The organism is Kribbella sp. NPDC023972 (genome assembly GCF_040639075.1).
GTDB lineage: Bacteria > Actinomycetota > Actinomycetes > Propionibacteriales > Kribbellaceae > Kribbella.
In genome coordinates this window covers 158,396-175,682 of record NZ_JBEZZH010000011.1, presented here as the reverse complement: position 1 = coordinate 175,682, position 17,287 = coordinate 158,396, and the positions used below count along the sequence as shown (strand labels likewise).

The window sequence follows — 17,287 nt, the reverse complement described above, 5'->3', positions numbered from 1 at the left end:
CGCCGAAGGCTAGGTGCCCGAGGCCGTCCCGGCCACCGCGTTTCGGACCGCGCGGGGTGAGCCGCCCAGCTCGCGGCGGCAGGTCTTGTTGAAGGCCTGGAGGTCCGGGATGCCGACCGAGGCGGCGACCGCGGGGATGGACAGGGTCGACGAGACGAGCAGGTGGCGGGCGCGGGCCATCCGGCGCCGGCGGATGTACGCGATCACGGTCAGGCCGGTCTCGGCGTGGAACAGGCGGGTCAGGTGGTTGTGCGAGACGCCGGCCATCCGGGCCAGCGCCGGGATCGTGAGCGGTTGGGCGAGATGCGCCTCGATGTAGGCGATCGCCGCCGACACCGCCGGGTGGGTCGCGGCCTCGGAGCTGGCCGACGACCCCAGTTCCGCGATCCGCCACAACGCCGTCCACACCTCGGCCGTCACCCGCGCCGACCCCGACGGGGACGCCTCCAGGGCCGAGCGCAGCAGACCGGCCAGCACCGGCGCGGCCGACCCTGCGTCCTGCACGACAGGCAGGTACGACGGCTCGCCGACAAGCGCCGGCCGGAAGTGCGCGTAGAGATGCTCCGACCGACCCCGATAGTCGAACTGAACCTGCGCCCCGGCCGGCGTCAGGCTGACGCACCCGGGCGCCACGGCGTACGTCGTACCGTCGAGCGTCAGCTCGGCGGAGTAGCTGTAGAGATGCAGCTGCCACAGGTCCGGCAGCCGGAACACGTCGCGCAGGCTGCGCACGCCGTGGATGCCCGCACCGACGTTCACCACGTCCGGCGGTGCGGCCAAGTGCAGCTCGATCATGGTGAGAAATTACCACCAGTGGTGATCACATCCCACGCGCGGCAACGCGGTCTCTGCATAGCCTGGTGGAGTAGTTACCACTACCCCCGAGAGGGAGACTCATGCCCCATCCGCATCGCAAGAACCTGCTCACCTCGGTTCAGATGGCGCGTTTCGTGGCCACCGGATCGTTCCGGATGGACGCCGTCGTACCGGACGAGATGAACCAGCAGGCGATCGACGTACTGAAGGCCGGCATTCCCGGTGTCCCGTACGGCACTCCACTGTCGGAGGCGTTCACCGGCAGCGAGTTCGTCCAGCGGCTGGTGCAGCTGCCCGAGGTCGCCGGCGCCATCCACAGCCTGGTCGGGCCGGAGCCGACCGTCGACCACCACGCGGTGCACATCCGCAGGGCGAACGAGGGTGAGGCGCAGAACCTGCACGGCGACGCGATCATCGACGTCCGCCCGGACGCGTTCGACGTACAGCTCATGTACTACCCGCAGGACGTGACACTCGAGATGGGCGGCACCCTGAGCGTGCCCGGCAGCCACCTGCGCCGGACCAACGAGTCCGACACCGGCCGGTACCAGAATTTGCTCGGCCAGACCCGGCTGGTCTGCCCGGCCGGCACCGTGGTGTTCCTGCACCACGGCATCTGGCACGGCGGCCGCAGGAACGACAGCGACATCGACCGCTACATGTTCAAGATCCGGTTCAACCCGACCGTCCGCCAGGTCCAGCTGTGGAACACCGACGACCTGTACGACGAGGAGGTCGCGCGCGAGCTCGATCAGTCGTTCCCGTGGTACGAGAACGCGACCGGCCGGCTGGAGAAGTACAACCGGATCAAGCTGTGGCAGGCCCTCACCGGTGATGACACCTTCGACCCCGAGTTCTGGGTCACCCGGGTGTCCAACCGGCCGACCCGCGTGGTCGCCCAGCGCAGCCTCAACCCGCACGCCGCGTATGCGAAGAAGGAGATGGTATGACCAGCGCAGCCCTGACAGAGTCCGCCCAGCAGACGGTCCGCCAGCAGGTGCTGGTGCTCTACCTGGCCTCCTCCGCGCTCGACGCGCGGGTGGTCGGCTGGTCGACCTACGACGGCACCGGCGCGACATCGCCCACGACTGGGGACAGCGATGTCCCGCCGTACGCGACCGGGCTCGACGCGCTGAAGGACGGCTGGCGGCTGTTCCAGGCCGCGCAGCTGCTGCCACCCTTCCCGGGGCACGAGTACGACGTGTCGTTCCTCAAGCACGAGTTCTTCTTCGAGAAGCTCGTCCCTGTAGACGTCCCTGTAGACGTCACGGCGTAAAGAGCCCGTGCTGCATGGCGTACAGCGCTGCGGCGGCTCTGGTCGACACACCGATCTTGCCGTAGATGTGCTGGACATGATGCTCGGCAGTACGGCGTGACACCACCAGCTCGCGCGCTATGTCCGCGTTGGACGTGCCGCGAGCGAGTAGACGCAGTACGTCGATCTCCCGCTCGGTGAGACCGGCGGGACGGCTCATACGGCGGCCGGGCACGTGTTGCCCGGCCGCCGCGAGCACTGCCTTGACACAGCGGCCGTCGAGTCGTCCGGCCGCAACCTGCCCCAGGATGAGCTCCGCAGCGCCCTTAGGTGAGTGCGCGGACCGATGAGGGCGGTCCTGCGTGAGTGCCTGGTAGCAGTCGGCCGCGGCAAGGATCCTGGCGGCGGTCGAGAGCTCAGCCCCCTTTGCCTGCCGCGGATAGCCGCTGCCGTCAAGCCTCTCGTGGTGCAGAGCCGCCAGTACGGCGATGGGCTCCAGCACTGGTGATCGGGCGAGGATCCGCTCGGCATGGTACGGGTGGAGGCGCACCTGTTCCCACTCTGTTCGTCTTAGTAGGCCGGGGCGTTCCCACACGGCAGTAGGCACCGCGACTCGGCCGAGGTCGTGCAGTAGGGCTGCACGTCGCAGAGTGGCTCTCTCGGCGTCTTCGAGGTGCAGTAGGCGCCCAGCTTCGTCCGCGAGTGCTGCCACGCCAGTGGAGTGGCCGAAGAGGTACGGCGACTTGAGATCGACGAAGTACGCGAAGGTGCGTGCCAGTTCGTCCAGGTCGTGCGCGGCGGACCAGGGTCGTGGCTCCGCATCCAGAGTTGCTTGCCACACGTCGATCTCGTCCAGGTCAGCGACGAGGCTGTCGTCGTACTCGGCGACCACGAACGGGTCGAGCCAGCCGCCACTTCGCTTCCGGAGTGTGCGGTCTCCCGCGATGACCGCCTGGGTCGCGACCTCAGCGATGCGGGTGGCGATGTGGATCTCCTTGCCGGCCAGGCCTCTCGGCGTACCTTTGCCGTCCCAGCGTTCCAAGTTCTGGTAGATGGCTTCGGCGGTGTCCGGGCCAAGTCCCAGGCCCTCGGCGAGCATGCTGCCTACTTCGCAGACGGCTCGCAGCAGGTCGTCTGGACTTGTAGTCAGGGTGCGAGCGACGTACTGAAGTCTCTTGACGCCTGCGCCTTTGCCCACGTGCCTGAGGTAGTTGAGTGACTCCCTCACGCTGCTGGAGTCGGTACGCTCGGCCAACGGGCGCAGGTCGGCCGCGCGGGGTCCGGCGAGGTGGACCTCTTCGTGGGTGGTCGCAGTACATCCGAGGTGACGCAGCAGGGTCGCGTAGTACACCGTGCGCTTGTCGGTGACGTGGAGTCGGTCGGCGAGGCGCGTCGCGACCAGGCAGCTCCGAATCGACTTCTCCGCAGGCTGCGCCATGGCGACGTCCAGTGTCACCGACAGCGCGCAGAGCAGTTCGGCGAGCCGCACCTCCTGCTGTGCCATCGCACCCTCCCCGGAGATGGGCAGAACTACCGATGCCCGCGCTTCCCCGTACGGCCATTGTGAGCCTCATGAGCACAAGGGCAATGGCCAGACCGCGTCTCGTCACACCGCAGTTCGTCCTGCTGGGCTCGGCCGCGCTGGCCTACTTCCTCGCGGACGGAATGCTGGTTCCCGCGGTGCCGCGCTACGTGGCGGGCGAACTTACCGGCGGTAACATCGCCGTCGGCCTGGCGGTCGCCGTGTTCAGCCTGTCCGCCCTGATCCTGCGTCCCTGGGCCGGGCGACTCGCCGACCGGCACGGCCGGTCGATCGCGATGGTCGTCGGCGGGATCATCTTCGCCGTCTCGGTCGCGGGCTACGGGCTGGCCGACTCCGTCGGCGTACTGGCGGCGCTCCGGTTGCTCACCGGGGTGGGTGACGCGTTCTTCTTCGTCGGCGCCGTCACTGCGATGAGCGACCTTGCCCCGGCCGAACGCCGCGGCGAAGCGATCAGCCTGTTCTCCCTTTCGCTGTACGTCGGTCTCGCGGTCGGCCCGCCGATCGGGGAGTCGGTCGTCGGCGCCGCCGGCTTCACCACGGTCTGGCTGGTTGCGGCCGGCTGTGCGCTTCTCGCCGTACTCCTGGCCCTGCGCGTCGGCGAGACCCGTGAGCCCGCGACGGGCGAAGCGGGCGGCGGGCCGGTCAGGCTGATCCCGCGGGCGGCCGTCGTACCGGCGTTGCTGCTGCTCGCGCTGGTGTGGGGGATGGCGGGATTCCTGGCGTTCGTGCCGCTGTACGCGCTCGATCTCGGGCTGCCGGGAGCCGGCTTCCTGCTGTTCGGTTTCGCCGCGATCGTCGTGGTGATCCGGAGTGCCGGCGCTCGCATCCCCGACCGGTTGGGTGCGGCCCGCAGCGTCCGACTCTCGCTGCTCTGCGCGACGATCGGCCTGGCCCTGATGGGTGGTTGGCGATCCGTGCCAGGTCTCGTCCTCGGCACCGTGGTCCTCGGAATCGGCGTCGCCCTCGGTACCCCAGCGATCATGACGCTGGCCCTGGACCGCGCCCGCGCCTCCGAACGCGGCGCCGTCATGGGCGTGGTCAGCATGAGCATCGACCTGGCCCAAGGCCTGGGCCCAGCCACCTTCGGCCTGGCCGCCGCCGCCACAACCCGCAACGGCGGCTTCCTGACCGCCGCCGTAATAGCCGCTGCCGGTCTGACGCTGGCCACCCGAGGCTGGAACCGCCAGCGCCGGCCGCCGCTTGGGTGATCAGTCCCGGTTGAAGGTGCTCATCAGGGTTGCGGTGAGGGTGCGGCGGGCTGTGGGGCTGAGGTGGGCGGTGAGGTCTTCGATCCGGGTGGTCAAGGCGTTGTGGGCGTCATGGGCCAGGGCGCGGCCGGGGTCGGTGAGTTCGATCTGGTAGGCGCGGCGGTCCTTCGGGTCGGGGATCCGGGCGACCAGGTCGCGGCGCTCGAGCCGGTCCACCATGCTGGTCAGGCTGGAGCGCTCGATGCTGAGGATGCGGCTCAGCTCTGTCATCCCGAGCGGGCCGCTGAGGAGTACGCAGAGCAGGTGAGCCTGCTGCGGGGTCAGGCCGAGCGGCCGGCTCGTCTCGGCGTACAGGTCCTGGAGGACGTGCATCGCCTGGACGAGGGCGCCCGCCAGATCCGTCGCCTGCGCTGTCGTGGTCGCCATCCCTCCACTGTAGTCCGTACCACGGACAGTTTGTGCTCCTGATAGTTCGTAGAGCTACTATTTAGGTCTACGAAGCATTTGAGGAGACCCGATATGAATGTGCGTTTCGGCTACGGCTCACCCGACAAGCTCCGCGACGTCGACCGCATCCTGCGGCTGGCCGCGCAGGCCGACCGGGACGGGCTGGACCACGTCAGCCTCTCCGACCACCCGTACGTCGCCGACTTGCTGGACGGCTACGCGACGATCGCCTTTCTGCTCGGCCGGACCGAGCGTCTGTCGGCGTTCGTCAACGTGACCAACCTGCCGCTGCGCCCGGCCCCGGTTCTCGCCCGTACGGCGTCCGCGCTGTCGGCGCTGTCCGGTGGGCGGTTCATCCTCGGTCTCGGCGCCGGCGGAGCGTGGAACCACATCACCAGCATGGGCGTGCCGGAGCTACGGCCCGGCCAGGCGGTCCAGGCCTTCGAAGAGGCGATGCAGCTGGTCCGCGCCATGTCCGACGGCGGCCGCCCGGCCCCGACGAAGCACTATCCGATCGGGGCGCTGAAGCCCGCGAGCGTCGCGGCACCGCTCATCTGGACGGGTTCGAACGGCCCGAAGTCGCTCGCCGCGACCGGCCGGCAGGCGGACGGCTGGATCCCCGGCCGCGCCGCGGACTGGCTGAGCGAGCGCTACCGCTGGTCCCGCCCGATCATCGACGAGGCGGCCCTTGCGGCCGGCCGCAAACCGTCCGACGTCGCCACCATCTACAACTTCCCGGGCGCGATCACGTCGTCGCCGGTACGCCGTACTCGCGACGACGACGGCCGATGGATCGGCGGCTCCCCGGACCAGTGGATCGAGGAGCTGACCGATGCCGTCCTCAACCACGGCGCCGCCGGCTTCACGCTGTTCCCGACCGGCCCGGACGCGTACGACGTACAACTCGCGAGGTGGGCCCAGGAAATCGCCCCAGCCGTCCGCGCCGCGGTCAGTTGAGGTGGATCACTCTTCGATGGCGCCTCGGACGGCGCGGAGGTGTTGCCGGAAAGTGAGTGATGGGTTCGCTGCCCGGGCGGTCAGGTAGTCGGCGAACCGCACCTGCTCCCGCAACGACCGGCCGGCCCGGATCGTGTCCGCCTGCGCATGCTCGGTGTCGCGGATGGACTCGGCCAGATCGAAGACCTCGTCGAGCCGGTCGGCCGGTACGAATACGACCCCGTCCTCGTCACCCAGTACGACGTCGTCGCGGGTGACGGTCCAGTCGCCGATGGTTGCCGAGGACAACGCATCGGCGGGCTGCGGGTCGAGTCGCAACGGGCCGGTCGGCAGCGCGCCGAGACTGAACACCGGCAACCCGATCGCGGCGATGTCCACAGTGTCGCGATGCAGTCCCCACACGACGAGCCCCGCGACGCCGGCTTCCTTGGCCTCCAGCGCGACCAGGTCTCCGACGCAGGCCTCGTCCCGTCGGCCGCCGTTGTCGACGACCAGTACGTCGCCTTCCCCGGCCGACTCGAATGCCTCCAGAAACACGTCGACACTGCCCACGTGCCGAGCCGGCAACACACGCCCGGCGACTCGTCCACCCGCGACAGCCGTCAGTGCAACCGTTCGCACTGGGAGGCCGGCCCGGATACACGCGTCCGCGACATGCGCGGTGGTCAACTTCTCGAACCGCTCCATCCCCTGACCTTAGTCAGGCAATGTGCTCCGCAGGTCAACGCGACAGAAAGTTGAGGATTTCTGGCAGTGGCGGGTCGTAAGCCTCGGTGGAAGTGTCGATGGTGAGAGTCGGGACGGGGAGGTCGACGGGCTGGAAGGCGTTGTGCGTGCGGAGCCGCGCGTCGTCGCTGAGCTGGGCGTCCTCGTGGGCGCCGCGGTTGGGGTTGGCTGCGGTCCGGGCCTGGATCCGGGCCAGCGCGAGGTCGGCCGGAATCGTGCAATGGATGATGCGTACGTCGGCCCGGCTGAGCAACGGGGTCAGGCCGGGATTCCACAGCCGGTCCTGGAACGCGGCCTCGGCGACGACCGTCGTACCGCGGCCGACCAGCAAACCGATCACGTCGAAGAACGTCGACAGTGTCCGCATCGTCAGCGGATCGCCCGGCCCGGGCACGAAACCCGGGGTCGCGTGCGCCATCCCCTCCTTGATCTCGTCCCGGCAGATCGCCGGACACCCGATCGCGGCCGCCACCCGGTGCGCCAGCGTCGTCTTCCCGGTCCCCGGCGGGCCGCTCACGACAACCACCATCGGCTTCGACTGCACCGCCGCACCCTAGCCAGCCGCCGCACCGGGTCGCTACCCGGCGTAAGACCCACGTCCGGAGTCCGACGTGCTGGCGTGTCTTGCCGCAGGCAACTATATGTATCACTATGCAAGACAATATGTCTCATTTAGCAAGACTCTGTACTACGGTGAAATCTGTCGCCAAGGGCAAGGGAGCCTGTAATGAACAACGTGTACACGCACGGCCACCATGAATCCGTACTGCGGTCGCACAGCTGGCGGACCGCGGAGAACTCGGCCGGCTACCTGCTTCCGCACCTGCGGCCCGGGATGTCGTTGCTCGACGTCGGCGCCGGCCCGGGCACCATCACCGCCGACCTGGCCCGGCTGGTCGATCCGGGGAAGGTCACGGCACTCGAGGCGACCGAGGCGGCTCTCGACATCACGAAGGCGACGTTCGCCGAGCTCGACCTGCCCGTGCAGTTCGTGGTCGGCGACGTCCACGCGCTGGAGCTGCCCGACGACTCGTACGACGTCGTACATGCGCACCAGGTCCTGCAGCACGTGGCGGATCCGGTGCGAGCGCTGCGAGAGATGCGCCGCGTGTGCAAACCGGGTGGGATCGTCGCCGTCCGGGACTCCGACTACCACGGCTTCACCTGGTACCCGGCGCTGCCCGAGCTGGACGAGTGGATGGACCTCTACCAGCGGATGGCGCGTGCCAACCAGGGCGAGCCGGATGCCGGCCGACGCCTGCTGTCCTGGGCCGTGGAAGCCGGCTTCGAAAAAGTCCACGCGAGCGCGAGCAACTGGGCGTTCGCCGACGAGGACTCGCGCGCGTTCTGGGGCGGTATGTGGGCGGACCGCGTCCTGCAGTCGGCGATGGCCGACCAAGCCCGCCGCTCCGGCGTACCCGAGGAGACACTCGAACGCATCTCAGCCGCCTGGCGCACCTGGGCCGCCCGCCCCGACGGCTGGATCTCCGTCCTCCACGGCGAACTCCTCTGCACCGCCTGATCACACCGACGCGAGCACGACGAGGTAGTTGTCCGGGTCTCGGAGCCAGAGCTCGAAGTGGTCGGCGTTGGGGTTGTGATGGATGTCGGTCTGGACGGTGGCGCCGAGGCTACGAGCCCGCTCGGCGGCCGCCTCCAGGTCGTCGACTTCGAACCAGATCGCGACCCCGTTCCCCAACGGGTGCGCGGGATCCCCGAACTCCCCGTGGTGGTGCTCGACCTGCAGTTGGTGCAGTTGCATCACCAGTACGTCGTCGACGACAAGCCGCTCGTACTCCGGCCCGCCATGACCGCTGACAGCTCCGAGCACCTCGCAGTACCAGGCACTGCTCTTCTCGACATCGCGCACCGCGATCAGGGTTTGTGGCCTCATGAGTACGACGCTAAGGGCGAAGAACTACCGTGTCTTGAACGAATGGGAGCGTTGGCGGGAGATCTCGTAGAGGACAGCGGTGGCCGCGTTGGCGGCATTGAGGGAACTGGCCGAGCCGGCGATCGGGATGCGGACCAAGGCGTCGGCGGCTTCCTTCCAGGCGGTGCTGAGGCCGTTGGTCTCGTTGCCGATCAGCAGCAGCGTCGGCTGGGTCAGGTCGAAGTCGAAGACGTCCACCGAGCCGTGTTCGTCGGTTCCCACGATCACGATCGGTACGTCGGTCGATCGCCGTACCCAGTCGATCACTTCGCGATGCGACGGCACGCGTACGGCGGGAACGCCGAAGAGTGAGCCGGTGGTCGCCCGCACCGCCTTCGGGTCGTAGATGTCCGCGGCGTGACCGGTCACGATCACGCCGTGCGCACCGAACGCGTCCGCGGACCTGATGATCGACCCGATGTTCCCGGGCCCGGTCGGCCGGTCGAACACCACGCCGAGGAAGTCTGGGCGGACCGGGATCCGGTCCAGGTCGTCCGGCGGCATCTCGACCACCGCGACGACCTCGGCGTCCTTCTCGCCGAGCTCGGCCAGCAAATCCGGCTCCATCGCCACCCGCTCGACCCCGGGCAGCCGCTGGTACAACTCCTGGGCCCAGCGCGACAACGGCCTGGACGCGTCGTGGATCACCGTGTGCACCGGCCATCCGTTGTCGACCGCAACCGAAATCGGCCGGACGCCCTGCACCAGGAACTCACCGGCCCGGTGACGCTTGGTCCGGTTGGCCAGATACGACTGCCACACCTGAAACCGGGCGTTGCGGCTACTGATCCGCACTGCCATGAATCCTCCGTGAGCTGAGCCGAAGAGCCCCACACTACGACGCGGGCTACAGCACCCCGGACCTCTGGTGGACCACAGCGACGATTCCGGGGAGCGCCGGTCTGCCGCACGGTAGTTGATGACAGCAACTGGCGCGGAAAGTTGATTACGGCATCAACCGAGCCATTGACAGTAGGTGATCCTTGACTTAGCGTCAGGACCGATTACGAATCGTGATCGGCTGACAGAGGCTTGAGGCCGCCGTCGGTCGAACGGGGTGCGAACACGTTATCTCCCGGCGGTGGGGCCCGGACCCGTCCTGCTGCCGATGGTGAACTGGCGACTTCGATCCAGCCGGGCGCTTATCGGGTTCCTTGCTGACGGGTCGGTCGTACGTGACCGCGGAGCCTCCTTTGGTGCCAGCGCCGTCAACGGCGCAAACAGTCGTGATGATCCATTGGGTCAGGCGGCTTGATCGAAGGATGAGATGAATTACTCATGAAGCCGTCCAAGTCCCTGCCGACAGGTGCTCGAATACGCCTCAGCGTGCTGGTGGTAGCGGCAGCGTTTGCCGTCTCTGCGGCAGGTTTGCTGGCGACCGACGGCACCGGCCGGGCGGCGGCCGTGCCAGTGCCGCTGGGAACCGCCGAGAGCTTCGTGGTCCTTGCCGGTTCGGGAATCACCAACACCGGACCCACCGGGTTGACCGGGGACATCGGCAGTTTTCCCAATCCGTCGATCACCGGCACCGGAACGATGACGATCATCGGCACCAACCACGCCGGCGACAGCGTGACCCAGGGAGCGAAGGACGACCTGGTCACCGCCTACGACGTCGCCGCGGGGGAAGGGCCTCCGTCGCCGATCACCGACGATCTGGGCGGCAAGACGCTGACCCAGGGGGTCTACAACTCGGCCTCCTCGATCGGGTTGACCGGAGCACTGACCTTGGACGCCGAGGGCGACGCGGGGGCGGTCTTCGTTTTCCAGGCCGGCTCCACGCTCACCACCGCGAGCAGTAGCAGCGTGCTGCTGGTCAACGGGGCCCAAGCGTGCAACGTGTTCTGGCAGGTGGGCAGCTCGGCGACGATCGGTACCGGGACCCAGTTCCAAGGCACGATCATGGCGCTGACGTCCATCACCATGAATACCGGGGCAACGGCCGTCGGCCGGATGCTGGCTCGCAACGGGGCCGTGACGCTCGACACCAACACCATCATCAGATCATCCTGCAGCGTCGCCCCTCCGACGACGCCGCCGACCACCCCGCCGACGACGCCGCCGACGACGCCGCCGACCACCCCGCCGACGACGCCGCCGACCACCCCGCCGACGACGCCGCCGACGACGCCGCCGACGACGCCGCCGACGACGCCGCCGACCACCCCGCCCACGACGCCGCCGACCACCCCACCCACGACGCCGCCGACGACGCCCAGGCCGCCGCAGGTCACCCGGACCCCGGAAGGTTCGGTTGGTACAGGGGACGCAACTGGTGAGTCGATGTTCCTGATCGAGTATCCGACCGACCGGTGGTTCGGCTGGATATCTGCCGGCACCACATGAGGACCGGCGCAGCGGTTCTACTCGTCACGACCGCGTTGGCCGTCACCGGGTGCACCCCAGAGTCGGGCACGGGGCCGACTCGACCCGGCCCCACAGCGGCCGACGTAGGTTCCGAGAGAACCGCTGCGCCACCTACCACCGTGATCACGCCGAAGGTACCGCCCGCCGGCCAGGGACGAGGGTCGAGGGTGCTGATGCGGAAGTCCACCCCGATCCGGGTCACCATTCCGGCGATCGGGGTGGATTCAGGCTTGATGCGCCTGGGCATCCAGCGCGACGGCAGTCTGCAGGTCCCGCCGAACGGTTTCCCGGCCGGCTGGTTCAGCGGCGGCCCCACGCCGGGTGAGAAAGGACCAGCTGTCCTGGCAGGTCACGTCCGCTGGGCCGGGCGAGCGGGCGTCTTCGCGCGACTGGCTCGGTTGACGCCGGGAGACAGAATCGTGGTGACCCGCCAGGACCGCTCGGTCGCGGTGTTCCGGGTGACCCGGGTCAGGCAATATCCCAAGTCGGTCTTCCCCACGGCCGCGGTGTACGGCGATCTCGACCATGCCGGGTTGCGTTTGATCACCTGTGGCGGGCTGGATCAGGACGCGGAGAAGTACCGGGCCAACGTCGTGGTGTTCGCCGACCTGGTCACCTGAGCAGGTCCAGTCCGCCCGACCGACTCCGCATCCGTCACCGAGCGCGCAGGAGGTCTAGGTCCCCAGGGTGGATTCGCGGGTGACCAACCGGGTCGGGAGCTCCATCAGGCCGCGGTGGACCGATCCGCCGATCGCGTCCAGGAGGAGGTTCGCGGTACGGCGACCGAGCTCTTCCAGCTCGAGGTCGACGGTGGTGAGGGGCGGGCGGCTGGCGAGCGCCATCACGGACCAGTTGTCGTAGCCGGTGACGGCGATGTCGTCCGGCACGGATCGGCCGAGTTCGCGGAGCCGGTCGCAGACGCCGCGGGCGATCTGGTCGCTACCGCAGGAGATCGCGTCAAGGTCCGGCGACGTACGCAGCAGGACGTCGACCGCGTGCCGTCCCCACCGTTCGCTCCACTCGCCGTGCATCGGCTCGCCGGCCAGCGCGTCGCCGGCGGTCTCGACCGTCGCCGCGGCGCGAACCTCCGCGCTGTGGTGAGATGCCGGTCCGGTGACGTGAGCGATCCGCCGGCGCCCGAGGCTGAGCAGATGGCGCACGGTGGACGCCGCGCCGCCGTGGTCGTCCGCGATCACCGAGGTGTCGGATGGGTCCGTCGACGGGCTGAAGGCGTAGACGACGGGAATCGGCACGTCGATCGGCGCCCGCGGCTCGGTCCGCCGCCCGGTGACGATGATCCCGTCCACCCGCCGGGAGACCAGCGACCGCAGGTAGTGCTGCTCGCGCAACGGGTCGTCCCGGGTGTCGCACAGCAGCAACCCCATCTCGCCTGCGCTGAGCGCGTCCTCGGCACCGAGCATGATCGGGATGCTGAACCGCCCGGAGCTGTCAGTCGTGATCAGCCCGACCGTGAAGCTGCGCCCGGACGACAGCGCCCGGCCGCGGCTGTCCGGGGTGAACCCGAGCTGCTCGGCGGCTCGCCGTACCCGGTCTCTGGTCTCATCGCGGAGCTGGCCGGTGTCGTTCAGCGCCTTGGACGCCGTACTCGTGGAGACGCCCGCAAGTGCGGCCACATCGGTGATCCGGGGCAGCGAGGGACCACGTGACGCCATCCGGCAACTCCTTTCCGAACTTTCCGGAAACAGTACAGCACAGCTCTCGGCTTGTCCGGATTTTGCCAGCTCTGAGGGGTTGACCAGATCGTCCGGCATCTCTAGCTTCGTCAAGGAAAACGTGTTCTGGATTTTCCGTGACCCCAGGAGCTTCCCCTATGAGTCCCTCCCCGGACGCTGTCACGTCCTCCCGCAGTCCAGCCGCGACCAGCAACGGCCGCTGGCAACCCGTCGGTCTGGGCCAGGCCAGGATCACCGGCGGTTTCTGGGCGCCGCGCCAGACCCGGAACGGCGAGAGCGCGATCCCGAGCGGCCAGGACCAGCTGGAGACCGCCGGCAACCTGCAGAACCTCCGGCTCGCCGCCGGCATCGGCGAGGGCGAGGCGATCGGCCCGGTGTTCGCCGACTCCGACGTCTACAAGTGGCTCGAGGCTGCCGCCTGGGAGTACGGCCGCAACCCGAACGAGGACCTGCTCAAGCGTCAGCGCGAGCTCACCGCGATCGTCGCCGCCGCCCAGCGTGAGGACGGCTACCTCGACTCCGTCGTCCAGCTCCGGTACGGCGATGAGGGCCGCTACCAGCAGCTGGTCTGGAGCCACGAGCACTACTGCGCCGGTCACCTGATCCAGGCGGCCGTCGCCCAGGTCCGCTGCACCGGCGACCGCGAGCTGCTCGACGTCGCGGTCAAGCTCGCCGACCATCTGGTGGCGACCTTCGGTGACGGCAAGACCGTTGATGTCGACGGTCACCCGGTGATCGAGATGGCCCTGGTGGAGCTGTATCGAGAAACCGGTACGGCGGCTTACCTCGACCTGGCCAAGTGGTTCGTGGAGGCGCGCGGTCACGGGATCATCCAGGAACACGGCCACGAGCCGACGTACTTCTCCGACCGCGTCCCGGTCCGGGAGGCGACCACGGTGGAAGGCCACTCGGTCCGGGCCGTGTACCTCGCGGCCGGTGCCGCGGACGTCGCCCTCGAGACCGGCGACACCGAGTTGCTCGACGCGCTGAAGGTGCAGTTCGAGCACATGTGGTCGACGAAGACCTACATCACCGGCGGCCTCGGCGCTCGCTGGGAGGGTGAGGCCTTCGGCGACGAGTACGAGCTCCCGACGGACCGCGCGTACGCCGAGACGTGTGCGGCGATCGGTGGGATCCAGTGGGCCTGGCGCATGCTGCTCGCCACCGGTGAGGCGTCGTACGCGGATGCCATCGAGCGGATGCTCTACAACGGCTTCCTCGCCGGTGTCTCGCTCAAGGGGACCGAGTACTTCTACGTCAACCCGCTGCAGCTGCGCGGCGGCGCGCATCCCGACAACGGACGCAGCCCGGCGCACGGCCGGCGTGGCTGGTTCGACTGCGCGTGCTGCCCGCCGAACATCATGCGCACCCTGGCCAGCCTCGACGGCTACCTCGCGAGCAGCAGCAGCGACGGCGCCGTCCAGATCCATCAGTACGCCGCGGGCATCATCCAGGCGAACGACCTCGAGCTGCACGTGGACACCGCCTATCCGTGGGACGGCGCGGTCCGCATCTCGGCCAGTGCACCCGCTGCGGTGGAGCTTCGGATCCCGGCCTGGGCAGAAGGCGCAACAGTGAACGGTGAGCCGGTACAGGCCGGCACCTACGCACGCGTCGAGGCCGAGGAGATCGAGCTGCAGTTGCCGATGGCAACGCGTGTGGTGGGCGCCGATCCGCGGATCGACGCAGTACGTGAGTGTGTTGCGCTGGAACGTGGACCGCTCGTCTATGCGGTCGAGCAGGCCGATCAGCAGGCGAACGTCGACGATCTCCACTTGTTGCCGGAGGCATCAGTCTCCGCGAGTCACGACGAAGGACTGCTGGACGGCGTGACCGTGCTGAAGACCCGCGGCCAGGCAGGGACCGGTCACCGGCCCGGCTGGCCGTTCACGCCCGACAGCGCGGACGCCATCGGTGACGAGGTCGACGTGGTCGCGGTGCCGTACTACGCCTGGGCCAACCGTGAGATCGGCGCCATGCGCGTCTGGCTGCCCAGGGCCTGATGATGCTGACCCGGCGGAAGTTCCTCGGACTGGCGGCCGCGGCGACCGCGGCCGGCACCGTGCCGGCCTGCAGCTCCGTCCTGCCCGAACCCGATGTCCGGGCGGCCGGGTTCGGGCAGGACGCCACCGGCACCGTGCAGGTGTGGTGCCGGGCAGCGACCCAGACCGGTCTCACCGACCTGGTCAAGAAGTTCAACGCGTCGCAGGACCGGCTCACCGTCGAGCTGACGCCGGTCCTGGACGCGCAGTACGTGACCAAGCTGGCGACCGCGATCCGCGGCCGGTCGGTGCCGGATCTGGTGGACATCGACGACATCAACTCGATGCTGTTCATCTACCGGGACGCGTTCACCGACCTGACCGAACCCCTGCAGGCGCTGGACTACCGGGACAAGCTCAGCCCCGGCCACCTGCGGCTGGCGACGAAGGACGACCGCGTGTACGGCGTACCGTACCTGGCCGACAACTCGATGTTCTGGTTCAACACCGAGCTGTGCGACAGGGCGGACGTCGATCCGGACCAGGCGATCACGTCGTTCGACAACCTGCTCGACGCGGCTCGCAAACTGCGGAAGCTCGGCGACGACATCTACGCGTGGAGCTTCCCGGCCAACAGCCCGGGTGCGCTCGGGTTCGTCGTACAGCCGATGATCTGGGCCGCCGACTCCGACCTGATCAAGGGCACCATCGGCGAGCAGTCCGGGAACATCGTCGGCAACGACGTGGTCCAGCGGATGCTCGAGCTGCACCGGCAGCTGTGGGTCGACGGGTTGGTGCCGCGGGCAAACTTCTCCGACGACGCGTCGCGGTGGGGGAGTGACTTCCGGGCCGGCAAGATCGGCATCTTCCCGTCCAACTACAGCGTGGTCGTGTCCGCCTCCGACGAGGCGTTCCACCAGAAGGTGGCGCCCCGGCTGCTGTCCGGCCCGGACGGTGGCGCGGCCTTCTTCGACGGCGGCGACAACATGTGCATCCCGCGGGGTGCGCGCAACGCCTCCGGCGCCTGGGAGTTCGTCCGGTTCGCCCTCGACCTGCCGCAGCAGATCGACCTGCCGGCCGGCGGCTACACCCCGGTCCGGTCGGACGCGAACACGACCGAGTTCGCCGGGAAGTACCCGCTCGCGACCTTGCCGCTGGAGCGCATCTCCGAGGGGTACGCGCCGACCACGCTGTCCTACAACCTGCTCTACAACCAGCCGGACGGGCCGTGGCTGCAGATGTTCCGCCGGGCCGTGTTCGACGGCGAGCTGGAGGCCGCCATGCAGGAAGCACAACAGAACTTCGATCGCATCCTGGCGCAGGGGCAGGCATGAACGAGCGAAGCGAGTTCATCATCAAACACAGTGCGCCTCGTGCCTCATCGGCGCCCGGAGCGCAGCGAGGACGCCGATGAGTACCGCAGGTACAGAGCTCAGGCCCCGCGTGCAAACTCAGCGGACTGCTCCTGCCGGCCGTCGGCGCCGTCGAGGTTCGCTCACTCATCCGTCCAGGACCGGGCTGCTGCTGGTGACGCCCGCCGTACTGTTCGTCGCCGTCTTCGTCCTGGTCCCGCTCGGGTTCGCCCTGGTGATCTCGCTGACCAACTGGCCGCTGATCGGCACGGTGAAGTTCACCGGGGTGCAGAACTACACCGCGATCGTCTCCGACGCCGCGTTCGCGAAGTCGGTGCTCTACACCCTGCTCTACACGGTCATCGTGACCGGGCCGATCCTGGTGCTCGGCTACGCTCTGGCGGTTCTGGTACGCCGCAAGCGCCGCGGCTCGACGTTGTTGCGGACGGTCTTCTTCCTGCCGTTCGTCGTCGGCCTGTCCACGCTCAGCTTCGTCACCGTGCTCGAGGCCCAGCCGGACAGCGGCGCGATCAACATCGTCCTCCGCTCTCTCGGCATCACCGACGGTACGACGGCCTGGCTGGTGGACGGCCCGCTCGCCACCGGGCTGATCTGTGTGCTGGTGATCTGGGGTGTTTCCGGGCTGACCATGATGCTGCTGATGGCCGGGATGCAGGCGATCCCACGGGAGTACTACGAATCGTCCGAGCTGGACGGGGCCGGTTGGTGGCGGCAGGAGTGGGAGATCACGATCCCGGTGCTGCGTCCGACGATCGCGATGTCGGTGATCATCTCGGTGGTCGGCTCGCTGCTCGCGTTCACCCAGTTCTACATCCTGACCCGCGGTGGTCCGGGGACGGACACCACCACGGTGGTTCAGTACATCTACAACCGGGCTTTCGTCCAGCTGCAGCTCGGTGCCGCGACCGCGTTGTCGATCGTGCTGGTCGTCGTGGTCGGACTCGTCACCGCGGCCCAGTTCTGGCTGCTCCGGGAGAGGGACTGAG

The 17,287-nt window shown here is 68.6% G+C and carries 18 protein-coding genes; 10 read left to right on the top strand and 8 right to left on the bottom strand.

The window, feature by feature from the left end:
• Nucleotides 1–9: 9 nt before the first annotated feature.
• Nucleotides 10–795, bottom strand: a complete 786-nt coding sequence (locus AB0F43_RS33015) for an AraC family transcriptional regulator (protein WP_360485907.1) — start codon at nucleotides 793–795, stop codon at nucleotides 10–12.
• A 101-nt stretch (nucleotides 796–896) separates the two neighbouring features.
• On the opposite strand from AB0F43_RS33015, the gene AB0F43_RS33010 reads away from it, so the two are divergent.
• Together AB0F43_RS33010 and AB0F43_RS33005 are read left to right on the top strand one after the other, a co-directional pair.
• Nucleotides 897–1,766, top strand: coding sequence for a phytanoyl-CoA dioxygenase family protein (locus tag AB0F43_RS33010; RefSeq protein ID WP_360485904.1), 870 nt, complete (start codon nucleotides 897–899; stop codon nucleotides 1,764–1,766).
• Nucleotides 1,763–2,092: a hypothetical protein gene (locus AB0F43_RS33005; protein WP_360485901.1), complete on the top strand. Its 330-nt coding sequence runs from the start codon at nucleotides 1,763–1,765 to the stop codon at nucleotides 2,090–2,092. Before AB0F43_RS33010 ends, AB0F43_RS33005 begins: the two co-directional genes overlap by 4 nt.
• On the opposite strand, the gene AB0F43_RS33000 is transcribed toward AB0F43_RS33005, so the two are convergent.
• Nucleotides 2,082–3,575, bottom strand: coding sequence for an HD domain-containing phosphohydrolase (locus AB0F43_RS33000; RefSeq protein WP_360485898.1), 1,494 nt, complete (start codon nucleotides 3,573–3,575; stop codon nucleotides 2,082–2,084). The two genes, AB0F43_RS33005 and AB0F43_RS33000, sit on opposite strands and share 11 nt — an antisense overlap.
• Before the next feature lie 68 nt (nucleotides 3,576–3,643).
• On the opposite strand from AB0F43_RS33000, the gene AB0F43_RS32995 reads away from it, so the two are divergent.
• Complete coding sequence (locus AB0F43_RS32995; protein WP_360485895.1) at nucleotides 3,644–4,822, top strand: MFS transporter; 1,179 nt, start codon at nucleotides 3,644–3,646, stop codon at nucleotides 4,820–4,822.
• Here the strand turns inward: AB0F43_RS32995 and AB0F43_RS32990 are convergent, their stop codons facing one another.
• On the bottom strand, nucleotides 4,823–5,248 hold the full coding sequence (locus AB0F43_RS32990; RefSeq protein ID WP_360485892.1) for a MarR family transcriptional regulator: 426 nt from the start codon (nucleotides 5,246–5,248) through the stop codon (nucleotides 4,823–4,825). It lies immediately after the preceding gene.
• A 93-nt stretch (nucleotides 5,249–5,341) separates the two neighbouring features.
• Here AB0F43_RS32990 and AB0F43_RS32985 point away from each other — a divergent pair, with 93 nt between their 5' ends.
• Complete coding sequence (locus tag AB0F43_RS32985; protein WP_360485890.1) at nucleotides 5,342–6,226, top strand: LLM class flavin-dependent oxidoreductase; 885 nt, start codon at nucleotides 5,342–5,344, stop codon at nucleotides 6,224–6,226.
• A gap of 6 nt (nucleotides 6,227–6,232) precedes the next feature.
• Here the strand turns inward: AB0F43_RS32985 and AB0F43_RS32980 are convergent, their stop codons facing one another.
• Nucleotides 6,233–6,913, bottom strand: coding sequence for an RraA family protein (locus tag AB0F43_RS32980; protein WP_360485887.1), 681 nt, complete (start codon nucleotides 6,911–6,913; stop codon nucleotides 6,233–6,235).
• 34 nt (nucleotides 6,914–6,947) lie between these two features.
• On the bottom strand, nucleotides 6,948–7,496 hold the full coding sequence (locus AB0F43_RS32975) for an AAA family ATPase (protein WP_360485884.1): 549 nt from the start codon (nucleotides 7,494–7,496) through the stop codon (nucleotides 6,948–6,950).
• A 183-nt stretch (nucleotides 7,497–7,679) separates the two neighbouring features.
• On the opposite strand from AB0F43_RS32975, the gene AB0F43_RS32970 reads away from it, so the two are divergent.
• Nucleotides 7,680–8,474 carry a methyltransferase domain-containing protein gene (locus tag AB0F43_RS32970; protein WP_360485881.1) on the top strand — a complete coding sequence of 265 codons (795 nt, stop codon included), beginning with the start codon at nucleotides 7,680–7,682 and terminating at the stop codon, nucleotides 8,472–8,474.
• On the opposite strand, the gene AB0F43_RS32965 is transcribed toward AB0F43_RS32970, so the two are convergent.
• Both AB0F43_RS32965 and AB0F43_RS32960 read right to left on the bottom strand, forming a co-directional pair.
• The gene (locus AB0F43_RS32965) at nucleotides 8,475–8,846 is read right to left on the bottom strand and encodes a VOC family protein (protein WP_360485878.1); all 372 of its coding nucleotides are present in this window, start codon (nucleotides 8,844–8,846) and stop codon (nucleotides 8,475–8,477) included.
• A gap of 24 nt (nucleotides 8,847–8,870) precedes the next feature.
• Complete coding sequence (locus AB0F43_RS32960; protein WP_360485875.1) at nucleotides 8,871–9,686, bottom strand: TrmH family RNA methyltransferase; 816 nt, start codon at nucleotides 9,684–9,686, stop codon at nucleotides 8,871–8,873.
• Between the two features lie 477 nt (nucleotides 9,687–10,163).
• On the opposite strand from AB0F43_RS32960, the gene AB0F43_RS32955 reads away from it, so the two are divergent.
• Together AB0F43_RS32955 and AB0F43_RS32950 are read left to right on the top strand one after the other, a co-directional pair.
• On the top strand, nucleotides 10,164–11,231 hold the full coding sequence (locus AB0F43_RS32955; RefSeq protein WP_360485872.1) for an ice-binding family protein: 1,068 nt from the start codon (nucleotides 10,164–10,166) through the stop codon (nucleotides 11,229–11,231).
• A gap of 140 nt (nucleotides 11,232–11,371) precedes the next feature.
• Nucleotides 11,372–11,872, top strand: coding sequence for a class F sortase (locus AB0F43_RS32950; RefSeq protein ID WP_360485869.1), 501 nt, complete (start codon nucleotides 11,372–11,374; stop codon nucleotides 11,870–11,872).
• A gap of 54 nt (nucleotides 11,873–11,926) precedes the next feature.
• Here AB0F43_RS32950 and AB0F43_RS32945 read toward each other — a convergent pair whose 3' ends face one another.
• Nucleotides 11,927–12,925, bottom strand: a complete 999-nt coding sequence (locus AB0F43_RS32945; protein WP_360485866.1) for a LacI family DNA-binding transcriptional regulator — start codon at nucleotides 12,923–12,925, stop codon at nucleotides 11,927–11,929.
• Nucleotides 12,926–13,083: 158 nt separating this feature from the next.
• Here AB0F43_RS32945 and AB0F43_RS32940 point away from each other — a divergent pair, with 158 nt between their 5' ends.
• The 3 genes from AB0F43_RS32940 to AB0F43_RS32930 all read left to right on the top strand — a co-directional run bounded on the left by AB0F43_RS32940 (nucleotide 13,084) and on the right by AB0F43_RS32930 (nucleotide 17,286).
• The gene (locus AB0F43_RS32940) at nucleotides 13,084–14,949 is read left to right on the top strand and encodes a beta-L-arabinofuranosidase domain-containing protein (protein WP_360485863.1); all 1,866 of its coding nucleotides are present in this window, start codon (nucleotides 13,084–13,086) and stop codon (nucleotides 14,947–14,949) included.
• A complete protein-coding gene (locus tag AB0F43_RS32935) occupies nucleotides 14,949–16,262 on the top strand; it encodes an extracellular solute-binding protein (protein WP_360485860.1) in 1,314 nt (437 codons plus the stop codon). Before AB0F43_RS32940 ends, AB0F43_RS32935 begins: the two co-directional genes overlap by 1 nt.
• A gap of 193 nt (nucleotides 16,263–16,455) precedes the next feature.
• Nucleotides 16,456–17,286 carry a sugar ABC transporter permease gene (locus AB0F43_RS32930; RefSeq protein WP_360485857.1) on the top strand — a complete coding sequence of 277 codons (831 nt, stop codon included), beginning with the start codon at nucleotides 16,456–16,458 and terminating at the stop codon, nucleotides 17,284–17,286.
• Nucleotide 17,287: the final 1 nt, after the last annotated feature.